Source organism: Streptomyces sp. CB02923 (assembly GCF_001905005.1).
In the GTDB taxonomy this organism is placed as follows: domain Bacteria; phylum Actinomycetota; class Actinomycetes; order Streptomycetales; family Streptomycetaceae; genus Streptomyces.
On the sequence record NZ_LWKZ01000001.1, the window covers coordinates 879,849 to 906,679 of the forward strand.

Genomic DNA, 26,831 nt, shown 5'->3' on the forward strand with positions numbered 1-26,831 from the left:
GTGTCCGCGGGGCTCTGCGCATAATGAAAGCAAATGTCCGTCCTGTACTTCGTCGCCCGGTGGCTCAGACGCCCGTACTGGGACGCCCCCGACCCCGCCTGGATCGTCCGCCGCTGGCCCGACCTCACCGCCTGCTGCGTCGCGGCGCTCTTCTTCTGGCTCTCCCTCACGCCGTCGCTGCTCCCCCGCCCCTGGTACCTCCAGGGCCTGGTCGGCGGCATCACGGCCGCCATCGGCTACGCCGCCGGAGCCACGGCGGGCAGCCTCTTCCGCGCGCTGTTCCGGTACCGCCCCGCCGAACGCACCCGCGCCCGCTGCTGGCTGGCCTTCCACGTCCTGGGCATCGCACTGTCCACGACGGCCGTCTCCTGGAGCGCCCAGGCGCAGCGCCGCCTCCGCCGCCTCCAGGAGGTCGAACCCTCGCTGGTCTGGCACACACCGATGATCATCCTGATCGCGGTGGCGGTCTGCGCGCTGTTCGTGCTCCTCGCCCGGTGCGTACGCCTGGTGGCCCGCCGGCTCGCCCGGCTCTTCGGCCGCTGGGTGCCGCGCCCCGCCGCGTACGCGATCGGGGTGGCGCTGACCGCCCTCCTGGTCACCGTCGGCTCCAAGGACGTCCTGTACGAGCGCGGCTTCATCGACATCGTCGACCGGATCTCCAAGGCCGCGAACCTGAGCACCGCCGACGGCATCACCCAGCCCGCCTCCGCGTACGTCTCCGGCGGCCCCACCTCCGTCGTCGACTGGGAGGAACTGGGCGCCGAGGGCCGCAACTTCATCGGCTCGGTCCCCCGCAGGCAGGACATCGCCGCCTTCACCGGCCGGCCCGCCGAGGACCCGGTACGGGTGTACGTCGGCGAACAGGACGGCGGCGACGCCCACTTCCGGCGCACCGCCGACCTCGCCGTACAGGAGCTGGAGCGCACCGGCGGCTTCGACCGGAAGGTGCTGGCGCTGCTGGGCACCACGGGCAGCGGCTGGGTGGACCCGCGGATGCCGGAGCCGCTGGAGTACATGTACGGCGGTGACTCCGCGATCGTCGCGACCCAGTACTCGTACCTGCCGTCGTGGATCTCCTTCCTCGTCGACAAGGAGAAGGCGGCGCGGGACGCCCGCGCGGTGTTCGACGCCGTGTACGCCAAGTGGTCCGCGCTGCCCGCCGACGACCGGCCCAAGCTGGTCGTCGGCGGCGAGAGCCTCGGCACGTACGCCACCGAGGCGGGCTTCGACGGCCTGGACGACATGCTCGGCAAGGTGGACGGCGCGCTGCTGGCCGGGCCGCCGAACGTCAGCCCCGTCTGGAACGAGGTGACCGCCGGGCGCGATCCCGGCAGCCCGGTGTGGCGGCCGGTGTATGACCACGGGCGGCACGTGCGCTTCGCCCAGTACCCGGAGCGGGACCTCGCGCGCCCTGACGGCCCGTGGGAGCACCCCCGGGTGGTCTACCTCCAGAACGCCTCGGACCCCGTGGTGTGGTGGTCACCCGGCCTGCTCCTGCACCGGCCGGCCTGGCTGGGCCGGCCGCTCGGCCCGGACGTCACCGACGAGATGCGCTTCTGGCCGGTCATCACCTTCTGGCAGACCACCGTCGACCTGGCGGTGTCCTTCGGCGCGCCGCCGCCGCACGGACACCGCTACGGCACCGGGGCGGTGGACGGCTGGGCGGCGGTCGTCCCGCCGCCGGGCTGGACCGACCGGGACACGGCCCGGCTGCGGGCGTACGAAGGCGCCAAGGACGCCCCGTACTGAGCGCCCGGCCCCGGCTCGCGGGCCTGGCGCCCGACCAGAGGCACCCGGCCTCGGCGCCCGGTCCCGGCATCCGGTCCTGGCATCCGGTCCTGGCATCCGGTCCTGGCATCCGGTCCTGGCGCCCGGTCCTGGCGTCCGGTCAGTCCTGCGGGCCGCCGGTGCCCTTCGACCGGGTCGGCGCGACGTCCAGTGCCGTGGCTCCGTGCGGGGGCGGCGTCATCCTGAGGGCCTGCTCCTTGGAGTAGGAGCGCAGGTAGCCGACGACGGTGTTGGTGACCGCGACCAGCGGGACCGCGACCACCGCGCCGCCGATGCCGGCGACCAGGCCGCCCGCGGCCACCGACAGGATGACGGCGAGCGGATGGACCCGTACCGCGCGGCCCAGGATGAAGGGCTGGAGGATGTGGCCCTCGATCTGCTGCACCGCCAGCACCACCGCGAGCACCATCAGCGCCGCGAACACGCCCTGCGTCACCAGCGCGACCACGCACGCCAGCGCGCCCGAGACCACCGCGCCCACCAGCGGGATGAAGGCGAACAGGAAGATGAAGACGGCGAGCGGCACGGCCAGCGGCACGTCGAGGAAGTAGATGCCGATACCGATGAAGATGGCGTCGATCAGGGCCACTATCACCGTCCCGCGCACATAGGCCGTCAGCGTGCGCCAGGCGCGCGGCCCGGCGCCCGCCACGCCTTCGCGCGCCGCGCTCGGCACCAGCTTGAGCACCCAGTTCCAGATGCGCCGGCCGTCGTACAGCAGGAAGAGCGTGGTGAACATCGCCAGCAGGATGCCGGTGAGCACCTCCAGGACGACCGTGACGCCTTCCAGGCCGGCCGAGGTGATCGCCTCCGTGTTGGCGCCGACGGCGTCCTGGAGGTTCTTGGCGATGTTGTTGATCTGGTCCTCGGTGACGTGGAAGGGGCTGTTGAGGAGCCAGCCCTTGAGCTCGGTGATGCCTTCCTGGATACGGCTGGAGACCGAGTCGATGTTGTCCTGGACCTGCCACACAACGAACCAGCCGACCAGGCCCATGATGACGAACCCGGCGATGAACGTCAGGGCCGTGGCCAGCCCGCGCGGCAGCCCCCGGCGCTTGAGCCAGGCGACGGTCGGCTGGAGCAGCGCGGTGATCAGCAGCGCGGCGACGAACGCCAGCACCACGAGCTGGATGGAGGTGATGATCTTGGCCAGCACCCAGATCGTCCCGGCCAGGACCAGCAGCCGCCAGCTCGCCTCCGCGGCGACCCGCACCCCCCACGGCACGGCGGCCACCGGGTCGGGCCGGGGCGCGACGGCGGGAGCGTAGGTCGGCGGGGCCGGGACCGAGTCCGGCTGCCGGTGCGCGTCCTCCGAGGCGTCCTCAGCGGTGTCCTCCGAGGTGTCCTTCGCGGCATCCGGCGCGCGGCCCGGTCCGCCGTCGCTTCGCGCGGGGACGTACGGGCCGGGGTCCGGACCGTCCGGCGGGGCCGCGGGCCGGGCCGTACCGGCGTACGCGGCGTCGTGCGGCGTCCGGGAACCGGCCGTGTGCCCGGCGCGCCTCAGTTCTTCCGGGTCATTCTCCTCCGCCGCGGCCTCCGCGCGCCGGCGCTGGTCCTCCAGCCGCTGCGCGAACCGCGTCAGACCGGCGCCGAGGCCGCCGACCCACTGAGGCAATCTGGACATGTCGCTTCCTCTTCCCCTCCCGCCCCCCGGTGCTGTCAGGACGACGTTACCGGTGCGGGACGCGCGAAACCCCCGACGCCGTCGCGGCCGGGGGTTTCGCGTACGAAGCGGAGAGGCGGACCACCTTACGCGGTGCTCCGCCCACCGGTTCTAGTACCAGTGGTTGGACTGCCAGAAGGACCAGGCGCCACACGGGCTGTTGTAGCGGCTGTTCATGTAGTTCAGCCCCCACTTGATCTGGGTCGCCGGGTTGTCGCGCCAGTCGGAGCCCGCGGAGGACATCTTGGTGCCGGGCAGTGCCTGGACGAGGCCGTAGGCGCCGGAGGAGGCGTTGGTGGCGCGGTAGTTCCAGCCGGACTCGTGGTCCACGATGTTGCTGAAGCACTGGAACTGGTCGCCCGGCAGCATCTGCCGCGCGATGGACTGCGTCTCGGCGATCGAGTAGGAGCCCTTGGCCGTGAAGCTGCTCGCGTCACGCGCGGCGGAGCGGGAGGCTTCCTTCTCCTTCTCGCGCTCCTTGGCGTCCTTCTCGGCCTTCGCCTTCTTGTCCGCGGCGTCCTTCTTGTCCTGCGCGTCCTGGGCGGCGGCCTTGCGGGCCGACTCCTGCGCGGACTTCAGCGCCGCGGCATCCGCCTGGGTGGAGGCTTCGTCCGCCTGCTGCGTCAGGGAGGCCGTCTGCACCTGGGCCTGGAGGCCCGCAGGTATGTCGGCGATCGTCGCGTCGGCCGCGGCGGCCTCGGTGTTGGCGACCGAGCCCTGCTCCTGGCCTGACGCGACACCGACAACGGCGCCGACGGTGGTGACCGCGGTGGCGGAGGCCACGGCGAATCCCCGGACCGAAATCCGGCTCACACGCTTTCCTTCCAGCATCGTCCGCATAGGTGACCTCGCGGACGCAATCGTGCCCCTGGCGCTGGTCTCCCCTTGTTCCGGCCCCGATTGAGCGGCGGGGACGGCTGGTCACGGGAGGCACGGGCCCGGTACGTCCCCCTCGGGGTCCGCGTGGTGCTCGGGCGGCATACGGCGACGCTATGCAGTTCTGGGGTTCCGCACCGCTGGGGGTGCTGGTGTGCCGTATGCGGGGCCTGACAGGACCCAGACTCTGCCCGAACCGGACGCGCGGAATCAATTCATCGTTGCGTGGGAAAGCTCACACCCCGTTTGCCACAGGTGATTTGCGGAAACGCCCGCGCAGCGCAGCGCCGCCCGGCTAAGCTCCTGCGCCCCTGCCGGACGGCGCCGTACTCCACAAAGGGTCAGATCCTGCCGTCCTCCAGCATTTCGGTCACCAGCGCCGCGATCGGCGACCGCTCCGAGCGGGTGAGGGTGACGTGCGCGAACAGCGGATGGCCCTTGAGCTTCTCGACGACCGCCACCACGCCGTCGTACCGGCCGACCCGCAGGTTGTCGCGCTGCGCGACGTCATGGGTGAGCACGACGCGCGAGTTGGCGCCGATCCTGGACAGCACCGTCAGCAGCACGTTGCGCTCCAGCGACTGCGCCTCGTCGACGATGACGAACGCGTCGTGCAGCGACCGGCCGCGGATGTGGGTCAGCGGCATCACCTCCAGCATGCCGCGGCCCACCACCTCTTCGATGACGTCCGAAGTGGTCACCGCCGACAGCGTGTCGAAGACGGCCTGGGCCCACGGGCTCATCTTCTCCGCCTCGGTGCCCGGCAGATACCCCAGCTCCTGCCCGCCGACCGCGTACAGCGGCCGGAAGACCATCACCTTCCGGTGCTGCTGCCGCTCCAGCACCGCCTCCAGGCCCGCGCACAGCGCCAGCGCCGACTTGCCCGTACCGGCCCGGCCGCCCATCGAGACGATGCCGACCTCCGGGTCGAGCAGCAGGTCGAGCGCGATCCGCTGCTCGGCGCTGCGCCCGTGGATGCCGAACGCCTCCCGGTCGCCGCGCACCAGCCGTACGCTGCCGTCCGCCGTGACCCGGCCGAGCGCCTTGCCCCGCTCGGACTGGAGCACGAGCCCGGTGTGCACGGGCAGCTCCTCGGCTTCGGGCAGACGCGTGGTCTCTTCGGCGAAGAGGTCGTCGATCTGCCCGGCGGTCGCGGTCAGCTCCGCCATGCCCGTCCAGCCGGAGTCCGTGATGGCCAGTTCGGCGCGGTACTCCTCCGCCAGCAGGCCGACCGCCGACGCCTTGATGCGCAGGGGCAGGTCCTTGGAGACGACCGTGACGTCGTAGCCCTCCGCCTGGAGGTTGCGGGCCACCGCGAGGATCCGCGAGTCGTTGTCGCCAAGGCGGAAGCCGGCCGGCAGCACCCCGGGGTCGGCGTGGTTCAGCTCGACCCTGAGCGTTCCGCCCAGGTCCCCGATGGGGATCGGGGCGTCCAGCCGCCCGCACCGTACCCGGTGCTCGTCGAGCAGACGCAGGGCCTGCCGGGCGAAATAGCCGAGTTCCGGATGATGCCTCTTCGCCTCCAGTTCGGTGACCACGACGACCGGCAGCACGACCTCGTGCTCGTCGAAGCGGGACATGGAGCCTGGATCCGCCAGCAGCACGCTGGTGTCGAGGACATAGGTTCGCCGGCCGTTCTCACGGCGCTGCTTGCTGTTCACCACGGGTGGACGTACCCCCTCGGATGAGGTCGGGGTGCGACGGCGTCGCGGAAGTGGAGCCGCCGCGCCGTCAGGCGGCGGGCGACGGGACCGGGCTCGGGCCACGCTGCACGGGCCGAGCGCCGGCCCTCCGCGTCGTCCGTGCGGTCCGCACGGTCGTCCGTGATGTGCAAAGGGCCTCCCGGGCGGACGGCCCCGTGCCGTCCGCTGAGATACGGCATCCGATGACTGGTCCTGCCGGATACCGACCTGGAAGGGATATTCCCGCGAACGTGCGCACCCATGCAATGGCATATGACGCACGGTCGGTGAACGCTTGGTTACGGATTTGGCCCGGGAGTGCCCACGCGCCGGAAGGGGCGGCCCGGGTGGCCTAAAACCCGTAACGCCGGTGGCGGGCGGCGTAGTCGCGCAGGGCGCGCAGGAAGTCCACCTTGCGGAAGGCCGGCCAGAAGACCTCGCAGAAGTAGTACTCCGAGTGGGCGCTCTGCCAGAGCATGAAGCCCGACAGCCGTTGCTCGCCGCTGGTGCGGATCACCAGGTCCGGGTCCGGCTGGCCGCGGGTGTAGAGGTGTTCAGAGATCAGGTCGATGTCGACGATGTCGGCCAGCTTCTCGTAGGACGTGCCGCGCTCGGCGTGGTCCAGGAGCAGCGAGCGCACCGCGTCCGCGATCTCCTGCCGGCCTCCGTAGCCGACGGCGACGTTCACCAGGACGCCGGTGTGGTCGGCGGTGGCCTGCTCGGCGTCCTTGAGCACCTGCTGGGTGCCGGCGGGCAGCAGATCGCGGTTGCCGACGTGGTGGACCCGCCAGCGGCCGTGCGCGGCCAGGCCCCGCACGGTGTTCTCGATGATCCCCAGCAGCGGGTTCAGTTCCTTCTCGGGCCGGTCGAGGTTGTCCGTCGACAGCAGCCACAGCGTGACCACCTCGACGTCGGTCTCCTCGCACCAGCCCAGCAGCTCGGCGATCTTGTCGGCGCCGGCCTGGTGGCCCTGCACGGTGGTCCGGCCGTCGGCCCGCGCCCAGCGGCGGTTGCCGTCGAGGATGACGCCGATGTGCTTGGGGACCTGGTCGTGATCGAGGCGGCCTTCGACCCGGCGGGCGTAGAGCCTGTAGACGAGGTTGCGCAACGCGGGCGGGTACGGGATGCGCACCCCGGAAGATCGCAGCATGTGTGGTCAAGCCCCTCCGTGCAAATGGCGGTCGCCCCCGTCGCCTCGAGTCGGCAACTTTACGTCCCGCACGTCCCGGCAGCCCAATCAGGTGTGTCACAACTCCGTGATAAGGAGATGACCATGACTGACACCTCCGTCCACATTGCCGCGAAAACGCGCTACGACTCCATGGAGTACCGCCGCACCGGCCGCAGTGGTCTGAAACTCCCCGCCGTCTCCCTGGGCCTGTGGCACAACTTCGGCGACGACCGCGCCCTGGAGTCCCAGCGGGCGATCCTGCGCCGCGCCTTCGACCTGGGTGTGACCCACTTCGACCTGGCGAACAACTACGGCCCGCCGCCCGGCTCGGCCGAGCTGAACTTCGGAAAGATCTTTGCGCAGGACTTCCGGCCCTACCGCGACGAGATCGTCCTCTCCACGAAGGCCGGATATTTCATGCACCCCGGCCCGTACGGCGAATGGGGTTCGCGCAAATATCTCCTCTCGTCGCTGGATGCCTCACTGAAGCGGATGGGTGTCGATTACGTCGACATCTTCTATTCGCACCGTTTCGACCCTCAGACCCCGCTGGAGGAGACGATGGGCGCCCTGGCGTCCGCCGTCCAGCAGGGCAAGGCGCTGTACGTCGGCGTCTCGTCCTACTCCGCCGAGCAGACCCGCGAAGCCGCCCGCATCCTGCGGGAGATGGGCGTACGGCCGCTGATCCACCAGCCCTCGTACTCGATGATCAACCGGTGGACCGAGGAGGACGCCCTCCTGGACACCCTGGAGACGGAGGGCATGGGCTGCATCTCGTTCGCGCCCCTCGCACAGGGCCTGCTGACGGACAAGTACCTGGACGGCATCCCGGAGGGCTCGCGCGCGTCGCAGGGCAAGTCGCTCGATCCGGGTCTGCTGTCGGAGGACGTACGGCGGCGGCTGCGCGGGCTGAACGAGATCGCCGGGCGGCGCGGCCAGTCGCTCGCCCAGCTGGCGCTGTCCTGGGTCCTGCGGGACGAGCGGATGACCTCGGCGCTGATCGGGGCCAGCAGCGTGGCGCAGCTGGAGGCGAACATCGCGGCGGTGGGCGCACCGAAGATCACGGATGAGGAATTGTCCGAGATCGAGGAGTTCGCGAAGTCGACCGACGGTGTGAACATCTGGGCGAAGCGCGGCTGATTCTGTTCGGTCCGTGACCTCTTTACGGGGCGCCGCCTACGCCCCGTAGAGACGTTCGCACGATCCGTGTACGAAACCTGTACTGGCGTGATCATGGCGAGATCCGTACCCGGGCACAAAAAAGCGGGCCGGTCCGTGGGGGGGGATACGGACCGGCCCGAGGGGGGGTTTCCACCATAACCCCACCGAGGGGGTGCTCCGTGCAACTTCGGCCGGAACGGCGCGCCCGGATTTTGGATCAAAGCGCCGCCGCGGCTCCCAGAAGGACTCCGAGCAGCGCCCCGATGATCATGAAAGGGCCGTACGGCATGGCCTGTTTGAGCCCATCATTGCGGCGATCCGCGCCCCTGGCGCGGCTCAGCAGCAGGCCGCATCCGTAGAGCGCGCCGAGCAGCAGCCCCGCGAATGCGCCAGTGATCAGAATTGCCCAGCCGTACCACCCAAGAGTGACCCCCAGCCCGATCGCCAACTTGACGTCACCGAGCCCCATCCCTGCCGGATTGACCAAATATAGGACGAAATAGAACCCTCCGAGGGCGAGCCCTCCGAGCAGCGCGCCGCCCCACGCCCCCGCCTCTCCCCCACCCAGCGCGACAAGCCCCAGCAGAAGCACGGCACCGGCCGCCAGCGGCAGGGTCAGCACGTCGGGCAGCCGCCGCACCCGCCAGTCGACGACGGCGAGCAGCGCCGCCACGGGAACCGCCGCCAGCCAGACCGCCAGCTCGGGCCGCGCGCCGGTGGCGGCGGCGAGCAGCGCACAGACCAGACCCGTGACCAGGGCGGTCACCACCGCCCCGGGTCCGTACGGACCGCAGTCGGCGCAGCGCCCCGGCCCCACCCACCCCCGCGCCGGACCGGCGACCGGCCGCCCGCAAGGACAGTGGCCGCGCCACGCCTCCCCCGGCTCCACGGCCAGCCGGTACGCGGGACGCGGCACGAGCAGACCGGCCGCCGCGCCGTACCCCGCGGCGAGAACCATCAGCATCACAGGCACACGGCCGACCCTAGGCTGATAAAACGCTTCCCATGTCCCGCTGGCAGAACGGATCAGGAACGCTCCGCTTCGAACAGACCGTTGACGCAGAAACGACGCCCGCACCGGCGGGGGCCGCCGGCGCACGGGCGTACCACCCGCCCATCCCCCTGGAGATCGCCGCCTCCTACGCCGCCCGCACCCGCGGCCTGCTGGGGCGCGACGGCATCGACGGTGCCTTGCTGCTCACCCCGGCGAGCGCGGTACACACCTTCCGCATGCGCTTCCCCATCGACGTCGCCTACCTCACCCGCGACCTCACCGTCCTGGCCGTACGCACCATGCGGCCGGGGCGGCTCGGACTCCCCCGCCTCCGCGCCCGGCACGTGCTGGAGGCGGAAGCCGGGGCGATGGCCCGCTGGGACCTGCGCCCCGGCACCCGCCTCACGATCGACACCCCCTGACCCTCCGGTCCGGCCTCCGCCCGCCCGACAGCTCGGCACCGCCGGCACGCCGCATCAGCTGGTGGCTCGTCTCCCTGCGGCGGACCGGCCTCTCCCAGGGCAGGAGCAAGCAGGCAGGCCCGCGCGATGCGCTTCCAGCTGATCGCGTGTGAGCGGTGCGAAACCGACCATAGGGCACATACCCGCATATGTACTATCTTCCAGCACCAACTCACCTCCCTTCGCGACGCAATTACCCCTTCCAGTCGGCACCCGGACCCGGCGGCCCCAAGGAACACGCCTCCAGTCCGTCAACCCAGGCATGACCGGGCAGCGGCGGCGCGTCACCCGCCCCGAAGGCGGCGGACGCGCGACCGACTCGGTCACGGCCCGCCGCCGAAGCGATTGGTGTACTCAGCGTTCGATCACACCGCTTCGGGCAGCCCGCACCAGACCTTCCATCACCACAGGGCTGGTACTGACGACCACGGACGGGACGTCACTCTCCCGGAGGAACACCGCACCTTCGGCGTCCGCCGCGATCTCCAGGCAATTGTTGCCTTCGCTGCTGTAGGTCGACTTCTGCCAGTCGAGCACGGTCACGACCTCACTCCCCCTTCTCATCAGTCCGCACGAAGCGAAGGAATCGCATCAACGCGGCCGAAGTGGCGGCGAAGCGCACCGCCGGCTCATCACTCTCACGAATGAGCACCAATTCACCTGGTGCCGCCGCGAGTTCGACGCAGTTGCTCGCGTTACCACTGTAAGAAGACTTCTGCCAGTCGGGTATGGACACGGCCGATCCCTCTCAGAGGTAGGTGATGATGTCGTTAATGAAGTCTGGCGAAGCGGGCTCTCCGAGCGCCATGGCTTCGAAGCACCTCATGAACGTGCGGTACCTGTCCAGTTGGGAATCCGCTGGCTCGAATACCGCCCTGTGCCGAGTTGCACCGTGTCCGCGATCTGTTCCCGCTCACTCATGGCCACGATGTGCTCAAGCTGTTTCCGCGTAAGAGAGTGCCCGCCGAACTCCACGCGCAGCGCGGCCTCGTGCATGATGGCCGTGTCGATCCGAACCGATTGTTCACTCGGCCGCTGTCAAAGCGTCCGGCCTGGCGGTGGGAGTGGTGGCGGTGTCGACGGCGGCCGCCGGGGCGGGGGCGTGGCTCGTCGTCGTACGGCCCTTCGTTCGGCGTGCGATTGCGGCAGCCCACACGGCGGCAAGCAGTGCCGCCGCGCCGACTGCCGCGCCGACCCAGGCCACCGACGTGAAGCCGAGGCCCGCGTCGATGGTCAGGCCGCCCAGCATCGGTGTGAGGGTGATGCCGACGTTGAAGGCGGAGGTGTTGACCGACGGGGCCAGTGTCGGCGCGTCCGGGGCGAGGGTGAACACCCGGGACTGGAGTACCGGGTTGGTGACGTAGCCGGTCAGGCCGAGGACGAAGGCCAGCACGATCGTCACGGCCGGGTTGCCCGCCGTCAGGGCCAGCAGGGCCGATGCGACGGTCAGCCCGCCGACGCCGAGGAAGAGCGTGCGCAGCGGGCTGCGGTCGGCGGTGCGTCCGCCGAGTGTCATCCCGATGAGGCCGCCGACGCCGTAGAGCGAGAGCACGGCCGGCACCAGGCCCGCCGGCAGTCCGCTCACCTCGGTCAGCAGGGGCGTGAGATAGCTGAAGGTGACGATGGCGGCGCCGAAGGTCAGCGTGGTGACGAGGTAGGACACCCAGAGCGCGGGCCGGGCCATGCCGCGCACTTCGCGCCGTACGGAGGGGAGTTCGGCTTCCGGGGCACGCCCGGCGGGGAGCGCGGCGAGGAGCGTCGCCAGGCTGATCACGGTGAGGGCCACCACGCCCCAGAAGGCCGCTCGCCAGCCGATGTACTGGCCCACGACCGTGCCGGCCGGTACGCCCACGATCGTGGCGAGCGTGAGGCCGGCGCCGACGAGCGACAGGGCCTTGCCCTTGACGTCGGCGGGCACCAGGCTCACCGCCGTCGCGACGGCCATCGACCAGAATCCCGCGTACGCGAACGCGCTGACGACCCGCGTCGCGAACAGCACGCCGTACCCCGGAGCCAGCGCTCCGACCACGTGCCCGGCCACGAACACCAGTTGGAACGCGACCAAGGTCGTCCGGCGCGGCAGCCGCAGCGTGGCGACGGCGAGCACGGGCGCGCCCACGACCATGCCGATGGCGAACGCGGAGACCAGGAGCCCGGCGTCGGGGATGGAAACCCCCAGGTCGGCAGCGATATTGGGCAGCAGCCCCGCGAGCATGAACTCGGAGGTCCCCTGGGCGAAGATCCCCAGTCCGAGGAGATAGACGGCTATGGGCATGGGTTGCGTACTTCCGTTCATGTTATGTATCGAGCAGTGTTATGTATCGAGCAGTCCAAAATGAAGCCAAAAGAAAAGGCGACCCGGTCGGGCCGCGAGTGAGGTGTCCGACAGGCGGGGTGCACCGCGACACCCGCCCACCCCTCGGAACGCCCTCGGAACGCCCTCAGAACGCCGCCATGAAACCCTCCACGATCCCCTCCAGCTCCGCGCGGCCGACCCCGCAGCGCGCCGAGACCCGCAGGCCGCCGACAGCCGCGATGACCAGGTGGGCGAGGGTGCGCGCGTCCTTGCCCGCGTCGATGTCGCCGTCCCGCTGCCCGGCCTCGACGGCGGCGCGGATCGCCTCCAGCCGCAGCCGGTAATCCCGCGCCAGCTCGCCCGCGACCTCCTCGTCACGGGCCGCCACCTCGACGGCGGTGTTCACGACCAGGCACCCGCGCCGGGCATCCTCGCCGCCGCACTCCTCGTCGACGATCCGCCGGAGGTGCACGCGGATCTTCTCCCGCACCGGCAGATCGCTCTCCAGCAGCGCGAACAGTTCGCCGTTCCGCTCCGCCATGTAGCGGTCCAGCGCCCGCCCGAAGAGTTCGTGCTTGCTCTTGAACGTGTTGTAGATGCTGCTGCGCCCGAGGCCGGTCGCCTCGCACAGGTCCTGCGTGGACGTGGCTTCGTAACCGGCGGCCCAGAACGCGGACACCGCCGCGTCGACCGCCCGCTCCTCGTCGAACTTCCTGGGCCGGGCCATACGGGCGACACTACACGTATTGGATCGGTCGGTCTAATACCTGGGCCGATCAGTCGGGCGGGGCACAGCCGTCCGCAGGGGCGGTGGACGGGCGCAGTTCCCCCGTCCACTTCTCCTCGATGCGGGCGAATTTCCAGACCGCCAGCGCGATCACCCACGTGGCGAAGAACAGCCCCACGATGACGAAGCCGACGGTGTTGAGGTCGAGGCCGGCGATCCAGTCCCAGAAGGGGCCGTGGAGGGAGAGTTTGTCGGCCAGGAGGGACAGGAGTTCCACGGTGCCGATGACGAGGGCGACGGCAACCGACAGACCGGTGACGGTGAGGTTGTAGTAGACCTTGCGGACCGGCTTGGAGAAGGCCCATCCGTACGCGAAGTTCATGAACGAACCGTCGATGGTGTCGAGCAGGCTCATGCCGGCGGCGAAGAGCACGGGCAGGCAGAGGATGGCGTACCAGGGCAGGCCGGAGGCGGCGCCGGTGCCGGCCAGGACCAGCAGGGCGATCTCGGTGGCGGTGTCGAAGCCGAGACCGAAGAGCAGGCCGAGCGGGTACATCTGCCACGGCTTGGTGACCGACTTCATCGGGCGGCCGAGGAGGCGGTTCAGCAGGCCGCGGTTGTCGAGCTGTTCCTCCAGTGCCGCCTCGTCGTAGTGGCCGGAGCGCATCCGGCGGAAGACCTTCCAGATCCCGGCGAGGATGAGGAGGTTGACGGCGGCGATGACGTACAGGAAGACGCCGGAGACGGTGGTCCCGATGAGGCCGGTGATGTTGTGCAGTTGTGAACCGTCGTCGCGTACGGGGTCGGCCAGCGCCCGGACACCGAGGGAGAGGAGGAAGGCCAGGCCGAAGACGACGCTGGAGTGGCCGAGGGAGAACCAGAAGCCGACGGAGAGCGGGCGCTGCCCGTCGCCCATCAGTTTGCGGGTGGTGTTGTCGATGGCGGCGATGTGGTCGGCGTCGAAGGCGTGCCGCATGCCGAGGGTGTACGCGGTGACGCCGATGCCGATGCCGAAGGACTTCGTACCGAGGCTGTAGTGCGCGGGCGCGACGATCACCACGAGCGTGAACCAGCCGATGACGTGCAGTGCGAGGATGAACGCCGCCATGCCGCCGAGCCGCGTCCACTCCTGTCGCGACATGGAGCCCCGCAGCCCCCGCAGACCGCGCCGTCCTCGCCGTCCCGGTCCGGCTCCCGTGGCGGACGGCGCGGAGGCGGGGGTGGGGGTGGTGCTCATGGGGCGCGCGGTTCCTTGGCTGGGCGGCGGCAGGCCGTACGGCGAGCCGGTGCCAGCGTCACGCCGGGCCGTGTGCACCTGCAACCAAGGTGCAGCAAAAGCCGGGTCATGATGTCGACAGGGCCGGCCCGCTCCAACCGGCCTCGGTCCGCCTCACCCTCGGCCCTGCCCGGTCCGCCCCGCCTCGCCCCTACGACCCCGTACGGGGAAAGCTCACCTCGACCCGCCGGTTCTTCTTGCGGCCTTCCTCGGTGGCGTTGTCGGAGATCGGGTACTGCTCGCCGTACCCCCGGATCTGGAACGTGGTCGTCGAGCCGAGGCCCTTGGCCAGTTCGCGCTGGACGGCGTTGGCGCGGTCCTTGGACAGCACCAGGCCGTGCGCGGCCGTGCCCAGATTGTCGGTGAAGCCGAAGACCCGCAGGCTGGTGGCGTTCTGCTTCTTGATCTCGGCCGCGATGGTGCCGATGCGGGACAGCGCGTCGGGGGACAGTTCGGCGCTGTCCTTGGCGAAGAGGACCTCGGCCTGGAGGGCGAAGGTCACATTGGAGTTGGTGTCCTGCCGCCGCTCGGCGCCGTCGTCGGTCTCCACGATGGACTTGATGTTGAGCACCTTGGCGGGGGCGAGGGTCGCGCCCTGGACCATCCGTAGGTCGGGGTCGCGCGGGTCGATCCTGACCGGCGCGGTGGTGTCCTCGGAGACGCCGGGCGGGTCCTCGGCGTGGGCGGCCGGCGGGGCCGGGGGGAGGGTGAACAGGAGGGCGGCGGCCGTGGTGACGGCGGCCCGTGCCGCGCGGGTCCTGGTCCCGGACGTGGTGGTCATGGGTCAGTCCGAGATCGAGACGGTGGCGGGCGGCATGGTCGGCAGCTGGAAATCGACCTCGGTGACCTTCGCCGGCGGGGCCGGGAACTGCGCGAAGACGGGCCGGCTCTCCCCGGGTTTCAGGCCGCTCAGCCCGGTGGTGCACAGGCATTCGCCCTCGGTGTCCCGCAGGACCAGGTAGCGCTTCTTGCCGGCCTTGTCGACCAGGGTGGCGCCGGAGACGGAGGAGCGCGAGCGCATACCGGTCTCGTTGGAGCGCCAGTTGATCGCGTTGAAGATCTTGGAGCCGTGGTTGGTGACGGTGCCGGTGACCGTGACGAAGCCGCCGGTGTCGCGGACCGCGGAGTGCAGGGTGACGGACACCCCGTCCGGCCCCTTCACCTCGCCGATGGCCTGCTGGGAGTCGGCGGCGGGGGTTCCGCGACCGGTGTCCTTGGGGGCGGCGGCCCGCGCCGACGGTTTGCCGTCCGCGCCTCCGCCGTCCCCGCCGCAGCCGCTCACGACGAGAGCGAGGCCGGCGGCGACAGCCGCGGCGGCCACTCTCCTGGTGGCCTTCGAAGGGCGCCCAGTATCCATGGATGCGATTCCCTCTGCTCGTCGTCGGCTGGTCATTCGGCAAGGCGTACGGAGAACAGGTCGGCGGCGCCGGGCAGGTCGCGGAGGTCGGCCGGGTCGACGCTCCAGTCCTTGCCGTCCTCGCAGGCGAGGTTGACGGCGGAGGGTGTGGCGGGCGGGTCGCCGCCCTCGTCCTGGCCCGCGCCGGAGCTGTCGCCTTGGCCATCTCCCTGCCCCTGGCCCTGCCCTTGCCCAGGCCCAGGCTCGCCGCCCTCCCCCGGCTTCGGCTCAGGCTCCGGCCCCGGGCCGCACCGCGGCTCGACCACCGCCCTGGCCCGCGCCGAGGCGTGCGTGCTCTCGGTTCCGGGGATCACCGAACGGCCCACGGTCTTACGGGTGTCGGCCCGGACGGCGAACGAGGTGGGGTACGAGTCGGCCGTGCACGTCACATCGGCGTCGTTGCGGCCCGCGAACCACTGGGCGCTGGCGCACGCCTCGCCGCCCGGGACGCCGCGGCCGCCGAGGAGGTCCTCCCAGGGCGCGCCCGTACGGATCGCGTCGAGGAGCTTCGCGGTCAGCTGGTCCCGGTACTTCTGCCCGGCGGCCAGCGCGGCCGCGTCCGCCGCGGTCTGCGCGGAGTTGCGCGTCGCGGCGGCCTGCCCGACCGCGAAGAACGCGAAGGCGAGGAAGAGCAGGCCCGCCACGGCCACGATGTACAGGGGAAACGCCTGGCCGGCGTCCCGCTGCCGGCGGTGGGACGCCGCTCGGGTCAGATGCCCACGACCTCGGAGATCTTGTTGGAGATGGCCGTCGCGATCTGACTGCCGAAGTCCGTGGTCGACAGAACGAGCACGATCGCCACGACCACGGCGATGATGCCCAGGTACTCGATCGAGGTCTGCCCCCGGTCGTCTGACAACAACCGCTTCGCCATCGTGTTCCCCTCCATGGGCGGCCGGGCCGCTGCGGTCCGGATGGTCTGCCCCCGTGGTGTCGCCCCGTACGCACGCGTCGAACGGCCGGTCGCCGTACGGCCGGACGCCGTACAGGCGCACACCGAACACGCGTACACCGGACGTGAGCACGCTGCGCACCCGCACGCTCGCGACACGAGAAAAGTACGCCGGAACACCGGTCCCGGAACAGGGCGTCCGCCCGCATTCCTTTCCATCGGGCGCGCGTTGAAGCCTCGGCCGGTGATTTCGGGAGCGGGGCCCGACCACATCACCCTGTTCGCCCGATAAGCCAGGACTCTCCGGTGCGCCCGGTTCATCCGGTGCGCTCGTCCCGTCCGACGGCATCCTTCCCACCCCCGCCCGTCCTCGTCGGCGGCGCCGTTGCCACCCGTCCCGGTGTGCCCGGCGGTGCGGCCGGGGCCGGGGAACACACGGATGCAGACTGTGCCATATACCGTTGCGTACGCGAAGGGTGTTTGCCCAACAGGAGCCGATTCGAGACGCGGAAGACGCCACCGGGGCACGCGGGACGGACCGCCCCCGCCCGCACCCCGTCATTCACCCATCAGTGACCCGAAGTTGGTGCCCGAGCCGAGGAAGAAGCCCGCGACGAGCAGGATCATCGTGGCGGGGACCATGAACGTGGTGACGACCATGGTCGCCTTGGGCACCGCGCGGGCGGCGCGGCGCCGGGCGTTCTGCGCGTCGGTGCGGCGCATGTCGTCGGCGATCTGGATGAGCGTGTCGACGATCGGGGAGCCGAGTTCCTCGCCCTGCTGGAGGGCCGTGACGAACTGGGCCACCTGTTCGGAGTCGTTGCGTCTGCGCAGTTCCTCGAACGCCTCGCGGCGGCTGACGCCCATGTCCATCTGCCGCAGCGTGATGCGCAGTTCGTCCGCCCAGGGCCCTTCGTACTTGTCGGCCACCCGGTCCAGGGCCTGGCGGAAGCCGAGCCCGGCGCTGACCACGACGGCCAGTACGTCGAGGAAGTCGGGCAGGGTGCGTTCGATGGTGTCCTTGCGTTGGCGAATCGCGGCCCAGATCCCGACCTCGTTCCAGAAGAGGCCGAAGGCGACCAGAAGGAGGGCGAGCAGGAACTGGGAGCGCAGCAGCATGACGAACGCGCCGCCGAAGCCCAGGAAGCCGTAGACCGCCCGGCGGGCGGCGTAGCGGTCCACGGTCAGGCCCCCGGGGTTGCCCGCCAGATCGATGCGCCTGCGCACCCGGGCCACCCGCTTCTCCCCCATCAGGCGTAGGACGAGTGGCGCGTAGCGCATACCCGCCCGGTCCACGGCAGAGCCGACGACGGTGGTCCGGGACGAGCCGACCTCCAGGGCGACGGCGATGTCCGGGGGCAGCCTGGCCTCGCGGCGGTAGAGGGCGACGCCGTGGCAGATGCCCGCCACGGAGAGGGCCAGGGCGAGGGCGAGGAGCAGTCCGGTCGTTCCGATTCCCATGGGTGGGTGCCTTCGAGGTGGGGTGTGGGGCCGGGCGGGGTGCGGCCGGAGCCGTCAGACGTCGATCTTGGAGATGCGGCGGATCACGAAGAAGCCGACGGCGTACAGGACGCAGGCCACGACCACCGCGGCCTGGCCCGGGAACGTGGCCGTCATCCGGTCGATGGCCCCGGGCGCGATGCGGTTCATCAGCAGCAGGGTGCCCAGGCCGAGGAACGGCACGACGTACGCCGTGACGACGACCTGGGAGAGCTGGGTGCGCACCTCGCGCCGGGTCTCCTTGCGTTCCTCCAGGGTCTTGGTGAGGTTGCGCAGCGAGCCGACGACCGTGCCGCCCGCACGGTTGGCCAGCACCAGGGTGGTGACGAGGACGACGAGTTCGCGCGAGGGCAGGCGGGCGGCGAGTTCGTCGAGGGCCTCGTCGAGGGAGTGGCCGACGGCCAGTTTGTCGGAGACCTTGGCCAGTTCCTCCCCGGCCGGCGCCTCCAGTTCCTCGGCCGCCATGCCCAGGGCCGTGCGCAGGGCCAGCCCGGCCTGGGTGGCATTGGCGAGGATGCGGGACAGTTCGGGCAGTTGGTTGATGAACTTCTCGATACGTTTCTGCCGCTGCCAGTTGACGAAGGCGTACGCCGACCAGACGGCCGCCACGGCCGCGATGGGGCCGAAGAAGGGCGCCAGGACCGCCTGCGCGACGATCCAGACCCCGGCGACCACGGCGAGCAGCCCGACGAAGAACTCTCCGGGGGTCACGTCCAGGCCGGTGGCGGCCAGCCGCAGTTCCAGGCCGCGCCCGAACCGGGTGGCGCGCAGCCGCCGGTCGACGGCCGAGAAGCGGCGGCCGTGGCCCGGCGGCAGGCCGCGGTCGTCGGAGAGCCGGTCGACGAGGGCCCGGTGCCGCTCGCGTCCGGTCGCGTACAGCCGCAGGCCCACGACGGCCAGCACCGCGCAGAGCAGGGCGGTGCCGAGGGTGAGCAGGGCGATGCTGTCCAGGGACATGGGCGCGGGTCCGTCCTCCGATGGTGAGCTGTCACGAGGCTTCGCGGGTGGCGAGCCGGTCGGCGGTGGCCGCCACGCCGAAGGCCGGGGGTACGGGTTCGTCGGCGAGGTGGAGGCGTTCGGCGACGCGGCGCGGCAGCGGGAAGTAGCGGAAGCGGCCGCGTACGGTGCGGTCGGCGCCGCTCGGCTCGGCCTCGAAGCGGCAGACGGTGGCGAGGCGGTAGCCGGTGTGGCCGCGCGAGTCGAGGAGGGCGATCTCGCCGATGCGGCGGGAGCCGTCGGCGTGCCGGGTGATCTGGACGAGGCAGTCGACGGCGCTGTTGATCTGGTCCCGCAGCGCCTCGAAGGGCACCTTGACGTCGGACATGGACGCGAGTGTCTGGAGGCGCATCAGGGCGTCCTCGGCGCTGTTGGCGTGCACGGTGGCGAGCGAGCCGTCGTGGCCGGTGGACATCGCCTGGAGCATGTCGAGGGTCTCGCCGCCGCGGACCTCGCCGACGATGATGCGGTCGGGGCGCATGCGCAGGGAGTTGCGCACCAGGTCGCGGATGGTGATGCGGCCCTTGCCCTCCACGTTGGGCGGCCGGGACTCCAGGCGGATGACGTGGGTCTGCTGGAGCTGGAGTTCGGCGGCGTCCTCGACGGTGATGATGCGCTCTCCCTCGGGGATGAGGCCGGAGAGGGCGTTGAGCAGGGTGGTCTTGCCGGCGCCGGTGGGCCCGGAGACGACGACGTTGAACTTGGCCCGCACCAGCCCGGCGAGCAGCATCACCATCTGGTCGTCGAGCGTGCCCATGCCGATCAGTTCGGGCAGCGTGTACGCGCGGGGGAAGCGGCGGATGGTGAGGGTGGCGCCGTTCAGGGCGAGCGGCGGGATGATGACGTTGACGCGCTCGCCGGAGGGCAGCCGGGCGTCGACCATCGGGTTGGACTCGTCCACCCGGCGGTTGACGGTGGAGACGATGCGTTCGATGGTCTGCATGAGCTGCTCGTGGGAGGCGAAGCGGACGGGTACGAGTTCCACCCGGCCGTGCCGCTCGACGTACACCTGGTCGGGCCCGTTGACCATGATCTCGGTGACGGAGGCGTCTTCGAGGAGCGGTTCCAGGACGCCGAGACCGAGCGCCTCGTCCACCACGCGGCGGATGAGCTGGGCGCGTTCGGCGGTGGACAGGACCGGGCCCTCGCGGCTGATGATGTGGCCGAGGACGCGCTCCAGGCGGGTACGGCGCTCGGCGGCGGCCAGCGCCGACATCTCGGCGAGGTCGATCTCCTCCAGCAGTTTGGCGCGGTAGACGGCGACGAGGTGGCCGTCCTCGCGGCCCGCCGGGGGAGCCTCCGGCGCGGCGATGCGGGCTTTGAGGCTCATGGGGTGGTGCCTCCGGGTTCGGCGGGCAGGGCCATGGTGGCGCTGCGGGTGGCGTGCCAGGGGCCGGCGCCGGGGATGACGGACGGGATCTCGACGGTCGCGGTCGCCTCGACCTCGCCGCCGCCCTCGGACGCCTGGACGCTGGCGTCCGCGCCGACCCAGTCGCTCATGGCCGCCTTGCCCGCCGCCTCCGGCGTCGTCTTCCGGTCGGCCTCGTCGAGGATGGCCGTACGGGCGGCGGCGCGCGCTCCCGTACCGGCCTGCTGGACGGCGTACGCGGCCAGGCCGAGCTGGATCACGGCGAGGGCGATGAGCAGCAGGACCGGCAGGAAGCCGAGGAATTCGACGGAGACCTGGCCGCGGTCGTCGCGCCGCGGGGGCGGCCTCCGGCCCCGTACCGTCCCCGTGTCCCGCTCGCTCCCGCCCCGCCGGGCGCGTATCCGCCCCGTACCCCTCACGATCCCTCCTCCGCCGCGCCCGCCGTGCCGGTGACGGTCCACGGGAAGGTCCCGGCGCCGGGGAAGAGCACCGGCACCTTGAGCCCGACCGTCGCCTTCCACAGGCCGCCCTCGGCGCCGCAGCCGACCGTGGCGCTCCCCGCCCACGCGCCGGGCAGGTCCTCCTTGGCCGCCGCCGCGCACGCGCCCGCGCCGCCGGTCTCAGTGGCGGTGCCCGCCCGCGCGCCCTTGTCGGCGGAGTGGGCGGCGAGGGTGTACGTGTAGCCGACCAGCACGAACTGCCAGAGCAGGACGAGAACGGCCAGGATCAGCGGCGTCAGACCGAGGAATTCGACGGATACCTGGCCGCGGTCGTCGCCCAGCGGTGGGCGGCGCATCCCTCAGCCCTCCTCGTACGGGCCGGCCGGGCCGAAAGCCCCAGGCTCCCCGGCGGCGGGCCCGGCCGTCAGCGCCCTGCGCCGCCGCCCGGTCAGCGGCGTACGGGCGCGGTGGCTGCCCCGCCCCTGCCGTGCCGCGGCCGGCGCGTCGATCAGGCCCAGCTCCCCCGCCAGCGCCCAGAGCGCCTGCCGGACCGCGGACCGGGCGTCCAGGTCCTGCATCCGGCCGGCGTCGACGTACGGCTGGAGCTCCTTGAAGCCGGCCGGTACGGGGGTCCGGGCGACCTGGGTGCCGGTGGCCTTGCCGACGAGCGGCGGCTGGATCTCGGTGTTGCGGGTGAGGCGGTTGACGACGGTCGTGGTGTCCTCCGCCTTGCGGATCTGGAGCCGGTCCCACAGCCGTACGAGACGCTTGGCGGCCCGTACGCACACCACGTCCGGTGTGGTCACGAGCAGGGCCACATCGGAGAGTTCGACTGCGGCGGCACCGGCGGACTGCATCTGGGACCCGCAGTCCACCACCACCAGCTCGTAGCGCGAGCGCAGCGCCGCCAGGACGGTACGGGCGGCCCGGTCGTCCACCTCTTCGCCCCGCTCGCCCTCCTCCGGCGCCAGCAGCAGGCCGAGGCCGGTGTGGTGGGCGTGCACGGCGTCCTGGAGGACGCGTACGGAGATGTCCTGGATGCCCGCCAGGTCGACGATCGAGCGGCGGAACTGTACGTCCAGGTAGGAGGCCACGTCGCCGGACTGGAGGTCCATGTCGACCAGTGCGACGCTGCGCCCGGCGGCGCGCGCGGCGAGCGCGAGCTGTACGGCGGTGACTGTCGTGCCGACGCCGCCCTTGGCGCCGGTGACGGTGACGAGCGTGCCGGCCGGTCCGGACGCCGTCTCGTGCCCGCCGCCCAGGTGGACCCGTACGCCAGAAGCCCACTGGGCCGCGGCCTGCACCCTGGCCGCCAGTTCGTCGTAGCCGAGCGGCAGTCCGACGATGCCGCGCGCGCCCGCGTCCATGGCGGCGGCGAACAGGGCCGGGCCCGCGTCGGTGGTGATCAGCACGACGCCGACGGCGGGGAAGCGCAGCGCGATGTCGCGGATCAGCTCCAGCGCGGGCACCGGGCCGATGCGCTCGTGGACGAGGACGACTTCGGGCAGTTCGTCCACGGCGGCGGGTGGCGGCCCCGGCAGGTCCGCCGAGCCCGCCGCGGCACGGGACGCGGCCCGGTCGAGGGCGTCGGCCAGGGCGGTGGAGTCGGCGACCGGGGGCGCGGGCTCGGCGCCCGGCAACTGGCTGAGCAGCGATGACACGGCGCGGGCGGCGTCGGGGTCACCGACGGCCGGGAGGATGCGGATGGTCACCAGTGCCTCCGGGTCATTTGTCGCCGTCGAGGGTGTAGGTGCGCTCGGCGGGCGGGATGCCGGCCTCGGTGCCGGGGGCGACGAGGGCGAGCCGTACGTGGGTGGCGAAGGACTCCGCGTAGGCGACGCGCTGGGCGTCCTGGGTGCTCAGCGCGAAGGTGATCGGTACGGCGTCGGCGGCGCGGCGGGTGCTGGAGGGGCGGGTGTCGCCGGGGTCCTTGCTCTCCAGCGGCGTCAGCTTGCCCCGGTCGATGACCTGGGCGTTCGCCACGATCACCTTGGAGACGGGCCGGTCCTCGGCGCGCTTGCCGTCGAAGGTGGCGTAGATGTTCACCCGGGCACCGGGGTTGATCTTCCCGGCCACGCCGGTGGCCGCGTCGATCATGATGGCGATCTCCTGCTGCCCCGGCTTGAGCGCCGGGCGGTCGACGGCCATGTCGTCCTGGAGGAGCGAGCCCTTGTGCAGCGGAGTGACGGCGATCTTCCCGCGGACCCGGGCCAGGTCGGTGACGGCAGTGGACGGCAGCCAGCGCTCGGGTATGTCCACCTTCTCGAACTGGGCGGGTTCGAGGGCCTGGTAGGCGGCCACGTCCGCTTTCAGCCGGTACGCGGTGCGCTCCGGGCCGACCTTGGACTCCACGTTGCGGATCACCGACAGCACGCCGACGAACGCGCCGAGCGCACAGAGGACCGACAGGAGCAGCAGGATCACTCCACGGCGCTGGCGTGAATTCATGAGTGCGGGACCTCGTCGGGATCGGTGCGGGCGGGGGCGGTGACGGCGGCCGGGGCCGGGCGGGTCGGCCGGTGGCGCCGTCGGTGCGGGCCGGGCCGCGGCGGCCGGGCCCGGCGGGCTCCGTGCCGGTCCGGCGCGGGCGGCCCGGCAGGCCCGTACGGCCGTCTTACGGGTGGGATCACCGCGCCCGTACGGCCGCCCGCCTTCCCGGCTCGGGACCGGGGACGCCGCCCGGAGCCACCGGAGCCAGGCCACGGCGCCGCAGCAGGGAGGAGACGGGCGAGGCGGTGGCCGCCGGTGCCGCGCCCGGCCCCGTGCGGGATGCCGCGGTCCCGCCCGTACGGCGCCCGGCGTCCGTGCCCGCAGACGGTGCGGTGGTCGGCGCCGAGCAGAACGCACACCGGTCGCCGATGAGTTCGAGACCGCACCAGCGGCACTCCTCTCTCCGTACGGACGCCACGAGCTGGTAGAGCACCGAGAGATCCGGGATGGCCGCCGCGAACTCGGTCACCTTGTGCGTGCCCCACCACGCCGCCGACTCGGCGGGCAGCGGGACCTCGTACGTCCCCTGCACCTGCCAGGACCGCGCCAGGACGCCGTCGACCCACTCGCCGGACAGCTGGCCGCGCGCGTAGACGAGGCGGGTGGCGAAGCCGGGCGGGCGCAGGCCCGCTTCGGTGGCGCGCTCGGCGTGCCGGTCGAGGTGGACGAGGTGCGGCTCCGGGTTCGCGAGCACCGCGAAGTGCGTGCCGGGCACCCAGGAGCGCAGGTGGGAACGCAGGTCCGTCGCGACCCTGTCGAGGCGTGCGACGCTGCCCAGCAGCGCGCCCGCGTGCACGTAGTGGGCCAGCAGGCGGGCGGCGCAGGCCAGCAGTCCGGGGCTGAAGTCGCACAGGGACAACTGCCGCAGCTGGTGGGCCAGTACGGCCAGGCCGAGCGGCGGCAGGTCCAGCGGCACGATCGCGAACCGGTCGCTCTCCAGGACCGCGCGCAGCGTGTGCAGCCGCCGGACGTGATCCGGCGGGCAGGCGGTGGAGCAGAGGGCGACGAGGTGGCCGTGGTGCTCCAGTACCGCGCCGGCCTCGGCCAGCGCCTCGTCCAACGGCTGGGCGTGCGGGGGCCGGACGACCACGGCGGCCGGGGTCTGCCGGTCGGTGGCGGGCAGCGCGAGATCGGCGCTGGTGACTGCAATCGCGGTCGGCACGTCGCGTCCCCCACTGCGCTGCTGGCGCTGTCGGCACTGTTGGCGCTGTCGGCACTGCTGTTGGCTCAGCACCTTATCGACGAGTTCCGCCCCGGAGAACACGTTCCGGGTTACTGGACACCCGCCTTGGCATCTCCCACCCTCCTTTCGCCGCGCCGGGCCGCCGTCACCCCGCGTCCGGCCGCGGGGAATCCCGAATTCCGCGCCACCTCTTGACATGCACATTGGTCTGGACCACCTTGTACGCCAGTAGTCGCACCACGCACCACATCAACACCACAGCAGCTCAGGGGCCCCTGAACGCGCAGCAGCACCACCCTGCCCAACTCCCCCCACGGAGGCACCAGTGGTACGCGCACGATCAGGAAGAGCAGCACACCCGGGACGTCCGGCACGGCACGCCGCACGGGCCCTCGCGGGACTCGCCGCCGCGGCACTGACCACGGCCGGTCTCGTCGCGGCCGGCACCGCGGGCGCGGCCGAGGCGGCCCCGGCGTCCGGCACGGCCAAGGCCCCGGCGGCGCACGCCCCCACCGCGGCGCACGCAGCGGCCGTACCGAAGCACGCCGTCACCGGCTACTGGCAGAACTTCGACAACGGCGCCACGGTCCAGAAGCTCAAGGACGTCCCGGACGCCTACGACATCATCGCGGTCTCCTTCGCCGAGGCGACCACGACGCCCGGCGGGCTCGACTTCCACCTCGACCCGGCGGTCGGCTACGGCTCCGCCGACGCGTTCAAGGCGGACATCAAGGCCAAGCAGGCGGCCGGCAAGTCGGTGATCATCTCGGTCGGCGGCGAGAAGGGCGCGGTGTCCGTCAGCGACGACGCCTCCGCGAAGAACTTCGCCGACTCCCTCGGCAAGCTCATGGACGAGTACGGCTTCAACGGCGTCGACATCGACCTGGAGAACGGCCTCAACTCGACCTATATGACCAAGGCGCTCAAGGCCGTGCACGACCGGCACAGCGACGTCGTGGTCACCATGGCACCGCAGACGGTCGACATGCAGTCGCCGCAGAACGAGTACTTCAAGACGGCCCTGAACATCAAGGACTTCCTCACGGTCGTCAACATGCAGTACTACAACAGCGGCTCGATGAACGGCTGCGACGGCAAGGTGTACTCCCAGGGCACGGTGGACTTCCTCACCTCGCTCGCCTGCGTCCAGCTGGAGGGCGGACTCGCCCCGTCGCAAGTGGGCATCGGCGTCCCGGCGTCGTCCCGCGCGGCGGGCGGCGGCTACGCGGAGCCGTCCGTGGTGAACGCGGCGCTGGACTGTCTGACGCAGGGCAAGAACTGCGGCTCGTTCAAGCCGTCGAAGACGTACCCGGGACTGCGGGGCGCGATGGCCTGGTCCACGAACTGGGACGCGGCCGACGGCAACGCGTTCGCGAACCAGGTGGGGGCGCACGTCCACAAGCTGCCGTAACCGTACGCACGGCAGCCGGCCGGCCCCTCGGCCGGCGACCGGCCGCGCGGCGCTTCGAGCGGCGCGCGGCCGGTCATTCACGTTCTACGGCCTAGCGGCAGTCCTCCCGCGCCTCACGGCTTGGGCAGGACACACCCCTGCCGTCCCAGGTCCAGCTTGTTGCCGGTGCCGAAGCACTTGGGGATGGTGTAGATCTGCTGGGCGTAGTTGATGCCCTTGCGCACCGTGACCTTGCCGTTCTCGTCGACCTCGCACGGGTTGTTCATCGTGCAGCGGCCACCGCTCTCGTTGCCCGTGTTGTTGATGGCGGTGACCTTGCCGGAGGCGGTGTCGATGACGGGCGACCCGGACGTACCGCCGACGGTCTTGCACGCGGCGGTGTAGCGGGCCGAGTCCTTCCACACGTATCCCCCCTCCTTCAACTGCGGCACGAAGCCGTCGATGTTGCAGGAGTAGGTCTTCTTCCAGTACCCGGACACGACGGTGATGCCGGCGCCCTTGGCGGGGTGGGTGGTGGCGATGTCCAGCGCCTTGATGCCGTAGCGCTGCTTTATCTGGGCGTAGGTGGAGGAGAGTTCGTAGAACGACACGTCGGTGTCGGTCATCGTGCCGTAGACGATCTTGGTGGCGCGGACCGTGCCGAGGTTGCCCGCCGAGGCGTTCAGCACGGTGAAGGAGCGGTTGGAGGGCTGGTCGACGATGACCTCGCCCGGGTCGGGCATGCCGCTCTCCAGGCAGTGGCCGTTGGACATGACCAGGGCCGGATCGTTGTCGGTCGAGGTGGGCATTCGGACGATCGAACCCGAGCAGTTGTTGAGCGCGACCGTACCGGCGAAGGTGACGGCCTTCGCCTTCGGCGCCGCGGCCTCGGCAACGCTCTGGAGCTGCGGCGCCGCCGCGGTCCGGGCTGTCGCCGCGTCCGACGTCGTGACGGCACTGGCCGTGCCGGTGGCGCCGAGAAGCGCCGTGGCGCCCAGGACTGCCGTGGCCAGGGCGCCGACGAGAGGTCTGTTCATGTGGGGGTCCTCTCACGCTGGTGCGTCCGGCGTTGCGCCGGAC

General features: G+C 71.4%; 28 protein-coding genes. 4 read left to right on the top strand and 24 right to left on the bottom strand.

Annotated features, from left to right (window positions below; translation table 11 throughout):
* Nucleotides 1-33 precede the first annotated feature (33 nt).
* Nucleotides 34-1,749, top strand: a complete 1,716-nt coding sequence (locus A6A06_RS03660; protein WP_073758673.1) for an alpha/beta hydrolase — start codon at nt 34-36, stop codon at nt 1,747-1,749.
* A gap of 139 nt (nt 1,750-1,888) precedes the next feature.
* Here A6A06_RS03660 and A6A06_RS03665 read toward each other — a convergent pair whose 3' ends face one another.
* The 4 genes from A6A06_RS03665 to A6A06_RS03680 form a co-directional block, all read right to left on the bottom strand.
* Entirely contained in the window at nt 1,889-3,412 is a 1,524-nt protein-coding gene (locus A6A06_RS03665) for an AI-2E family transporter (RefSeq protein WP_073758675.1), read from the bottom strand.
* A 150-nt stretch (nt 3,413-3,562) separates the two neighbouring features.
* Complete coding sequence (locus A6A06_RS03670; RefSeq protein WP_079193763.1) at nt 3,563-4,264, bottom strand: transglycosylase SLT domain-containing protein; 702 nt, start codon at nt 4,262-4,264, stop codon at nt 3,563-3,565.
* Between the two features lie 404 nt (nt 4,265-4,668).
* On the bottom strand, nt 4,669-5,991 hold the full coding sequence (locus A6A06_RS03675) for a PhoH family protein (RefSeq protein WP_073758679.1): 1,323 nt from the start codon (nt 5,989-5,991) through the stop codon (nt 4,669-4,671).
* A gap of 370 nt (nt 5,992-6,361) precedes the next feature.
* A complete protein-coding gene (locus tag A6A06_RS03680; protein ID WP_073758681.1) occupies nt 6,362-7,159 on the bottom strand; it encodes an isoprenyl transferase in 798 nt (265 codons plus the stop codon).
* A 123-nt stretch (nt 7,160-7,282) separates the two neighbouring features.
* Here A6A06_RS03680 and mgrA point away from each other — a divergent pair, with 123 nt between their 5' ends.
* The gene (gene mgrA / locus A6A06_RS03685; RefSeq protein ID WP_073758683.1) at nt 7,283-8,320 is read left to right on the top strand and encodes an L-glyceraldehyde 3-phosphate reductase; all 1,038 of its coding nucleotides are present in this window, start codon (nt 7,283-7,285) and stop codon (nt 8,318-8,320) included.
* Nucleotides 8,321-8,558: 238 nt separating this feature from the next.
* Here the strand turns inward: mgrA and A6A06_RS03690 are convergent, their stop codons facing one another.
* On the bottom strand, nt 8,559-9,314 hold the full coding sequence (locus A6A06_RS03690) for a prepilin peptidase (RefSeq protein ID WP_199930660.1): 756 nt from the start codon (nt 9,312-9,314) through the stop codon (nt 8,559-8,561).
* 32 nt (nt 9,315-9,346) lie between these two features.
* Here A6A06_RS03690 and A6A06_RS03695 point away from each other — a divergent pair, with 32 nt between their 5' ends.
* A complete protein-coding gene (locus tag A6A06_RS03695; RefSeq protein WP_073758685.1) occupies nt 9,347-9,757 on the top strand; it encodes a DUF192 domain-containing protein in 411 nt (136 codons plus the stop codon).
* A gap of 393 nt (nt 9,758-10,150) precedes the next feature.
* On the opposite strand, the gene A6A06_RS03700 is transcribed toward A6A06_RS03695, so the two are convergent.
* From A6A06_RS03700 to A6A06_RS03775, 18 genes are all read right to left on the bottom strand, one after another.
* A complete protein-coding gene (locus tag A6A06_RS03700) occupies nt 10,151-10,339 on the bottom strand; it encodes a DUF397 domain-containing protein (protein ID WP_073758687.1) in 189 nt (62 codons plus the stop codon).
* A 4-nt stretch (nt 10,340-10,343) separates the two neighbouring features.
* Nucleotides 10,344-10,532 carry a DUF397 domain-containing protein gene (locus A6A06_RS03705; RefSeq protein ID WP_073758689.1) on the bottom strand — a complete coding sequence of 63 codons (189 nt, stop codon included), beginning with the start codon at nt 10,530-10,532 and terminating at the stop codon, nt 10,344-10,346.
* 86 nt (nt 10,533-10,618) lie between these two features.
* Complete coding sequence (locus A6A06_RS43860) at nt 10,619-10,792, bottom strand: Scr1 family TA system antitoxin-like transcriptional regulator (RefSeq protein WP_443333705.1); 174 nt, start codon at nt 10,790-10,792, stop codon at nt 10,619-10,621.
* Between the two features lie 28 nt (nt 10,793-10,820).
* A complete protein-coding gene (locus A6A06_RS03710) occupies nt 10,821-12,071 on the bottom strand; it encodes a Cmx/CmrA family chloramphenicol efflux MFS transporter (protein WP_073758691.1) in 1,251 nt (416 codons plus the stop codon).
* Between the two features lie 166 nt (nt 12,072-12,237).
* On the bottom strand, nt 12,238-12,819 hold the full coding sequence (locus A6A06_RS03715) for a TetR/AcrR family transcriptional regulator (protein ID WP_073758693.1): 582 nt from the start codon (nt 12,817-12,819) through the stop codon (nt 12,238-12,240).
* A 49-nt stretch (nt 12,820-12,868) separates the two neighbouring features.
* Nucleotides 12,869-14,056: a HoxN/HupN/NixA family nickel/cobalt transporter gene (locus A6A06_RS03720; RefSeq protein WP_199930661.1), complete on the bottom strand. Its 1,188-nt coding sequence runs from the start codon at nt 14,054-14,056 to the stop codon at nt 12,869-12,871.
* Nucleotides 14,057-14,246: 190 nt separating this feature from the next.
* Nucleotides 14,247-14,876 carry an OmpA family protein gene (locus A6A06_RS03725; protein ID WP_073758695.1) on the bottom strand — a complete coding sequence of 210 codons (630 nt, stop codon included), beginning with the start codon at nt 14,874-14,876 and terminating at the stop codon, nt 14,247-14,249.
* A 3-nt stretch (nt 14,877-14,879) separates the two neighbouring features.
* Nucleotides 14,880-15,452 carry a hypothetical protein gene (locus tag A6A06_RS03730; protein ID WP_073758697.1) on the bottom strand — a complete coding sequence of 191 codons (573 nt, stop codon included), beginning with the start codon at nt 15,450-15,452 and terminating at the stop codon, nt 14,880-14,882.
* 32 nt (nt 15,453-15,484) lie between these two features.
* Complete coding sequence (locus A6A06_RS03735; protein WP_073759774.1) at nt 15,485-16,204, bottom strand: pilus assembly protein TadG-related protein; 720 nt, start codon at nt 16,202-16,204, stop codon at nt 15,485-15,487.
* Complete coding sequence (locus A6A06_RS41425) at nt 16,201-16,365, bottom strand: Flp family type IVb pilin (RefSeq protein WP_199930713.1); 165 nt, start codon at nt 16,363-16,365, stop codon at nt 16,201-16,203. Before A6A06_RS41425 ends, A6A06_RS03735 begins: the two co-directional genes overlap by 4 nt.
* Nucleotides 16,366-16,941: 576 nt before the next feature.
* On the bottom strand, nt 16,942-17,844 hold the full coding sequence (locus A6A06_RS03745) for a DUF5936 domain-containing protein (RefSeq protein WP_073758701.1): 903 nt from the start codon (nt 17,842-17,844) through the stop codon (nt 16,942-16,944).
* Nucleotides 17,845-17,898: 54 nt separating this feature from the next.
* On the bottom strand, nt 17,899-18,840 hold the full coding sequence (locus tag A6A06_RS03750) for a type II secretion system F family protein (RefSeq protein WP_073758703.1): 942 nt from the start codon (nt 18,838-18,840) through the stop codon (nt 17,899-17,901).
* A gap of 31 nt (nt 18,841-18,871) precedes the next feature.
* A complete protein-coding gene (locus tag A6A06_RS03755; protein ID WP_073758705.1) occupies nt 18,872-20,209 on the bottom strand; it encodes a CpaF family protein in 1,338 nt (445 codons plus the stop codon).
* On the bottom strand, nt 20,206-20,667 hold the full coding sequence (locus A6A06_RS03760; protein ID WP_242440545.1) for a TadE family protein: 462 nt from the start codon (nt 20,665-20,667) through the stop codon (nt 20,206-20,208). Before A6A06_RS03760 ends, A6A06_RS03755 begins: the two co-directional genes overlap by 4 nt.
* The gene (locus A6A06_RS42515) at nt 20,664-21,044 is read right to left on the bottom strand and encodes a TadE/TadG family type IV pilus assembly protein (protein WP_079193764.1); all 381 of its coding nucleotides are present in this window, start codon (nt 21,042-21,044) and stop codon (nt 20,664-20,666) included. Before A6A06_RS42515 ends, A6A06_RS03760 begins: the two co-directional genes overlap by 4 nt.
* Nucleotides 21,045-21,047: 3 nt before the next feature.
* Complete coding sequence (locus tag A6A06_RS03765) at nt 21,048-22,400, bottom strand: AAA family ATPase (protein WP_079193765.1); 1,353 nt, start codon at nt 22,398-22,400, stop codon at nt 21,048-21,050.
* A 13-nt stretch (nt 22,401-22,413) separates the two neighbouring features.
* Complete coding sequence (gene cpaB, locus A6A06_RS03770; protein ID WP_199930662.1) at nt 22,414-23,136, bottom strand: Flp pilus assembly protein CpaB; 723 nt, start codon at nt 23,134-23,136, stop codon at nt 22,414-22,416.
* Between the two features lie 178 nt (nt 23,137-23,314).
* Nucleotides 23,315-24,340: a hypothetical protein gene (locus tag A6A06_RS03775; RefSeq protein WP_073758709.1), complete on the bottom strand. Its 1,026-nt coding sequence runs from the start codon at nt 24,338-24,340 to the stop codon at nt 23,315-23,317.
* 346 nt (nt 24,341-24,686) lie between these two features.
* Here A6A06_RS03775 and A6A06_RS03780 point away from each other — a divergent pair, with 346 nt between their 5' ends.
* Nucleotides 24,687-25,772, top strand: a complete 1,086-nt coding sequence (locus A6A06_RS03780) for a chitinase (protein ID WP_073758710.1) — start codon at nt 24,687-24,689, stop codon at nt 25,770-25,772.
* 113 nt (nt 25,773-25,885) lie between these two features.
* On the opposite strand, the gene A6A06_RS03785 is transcribed toward A6A06_RS03780, so the two are convergent.
* The gene (locus A6A06_RS03785) at nt 25,886-26,788 is read right to left on the bottom strand and encodes a S1 family peptidase (RefSeq protein WP_073758711.1); all 903 of its coding nucleotides are present in this window, start codon (nt 26,786-26,788) and stop codon (nt 25,886-25,888) included.
* Nucleotides 26,789-26,831 lie beyond the last annotated feature (43 nt).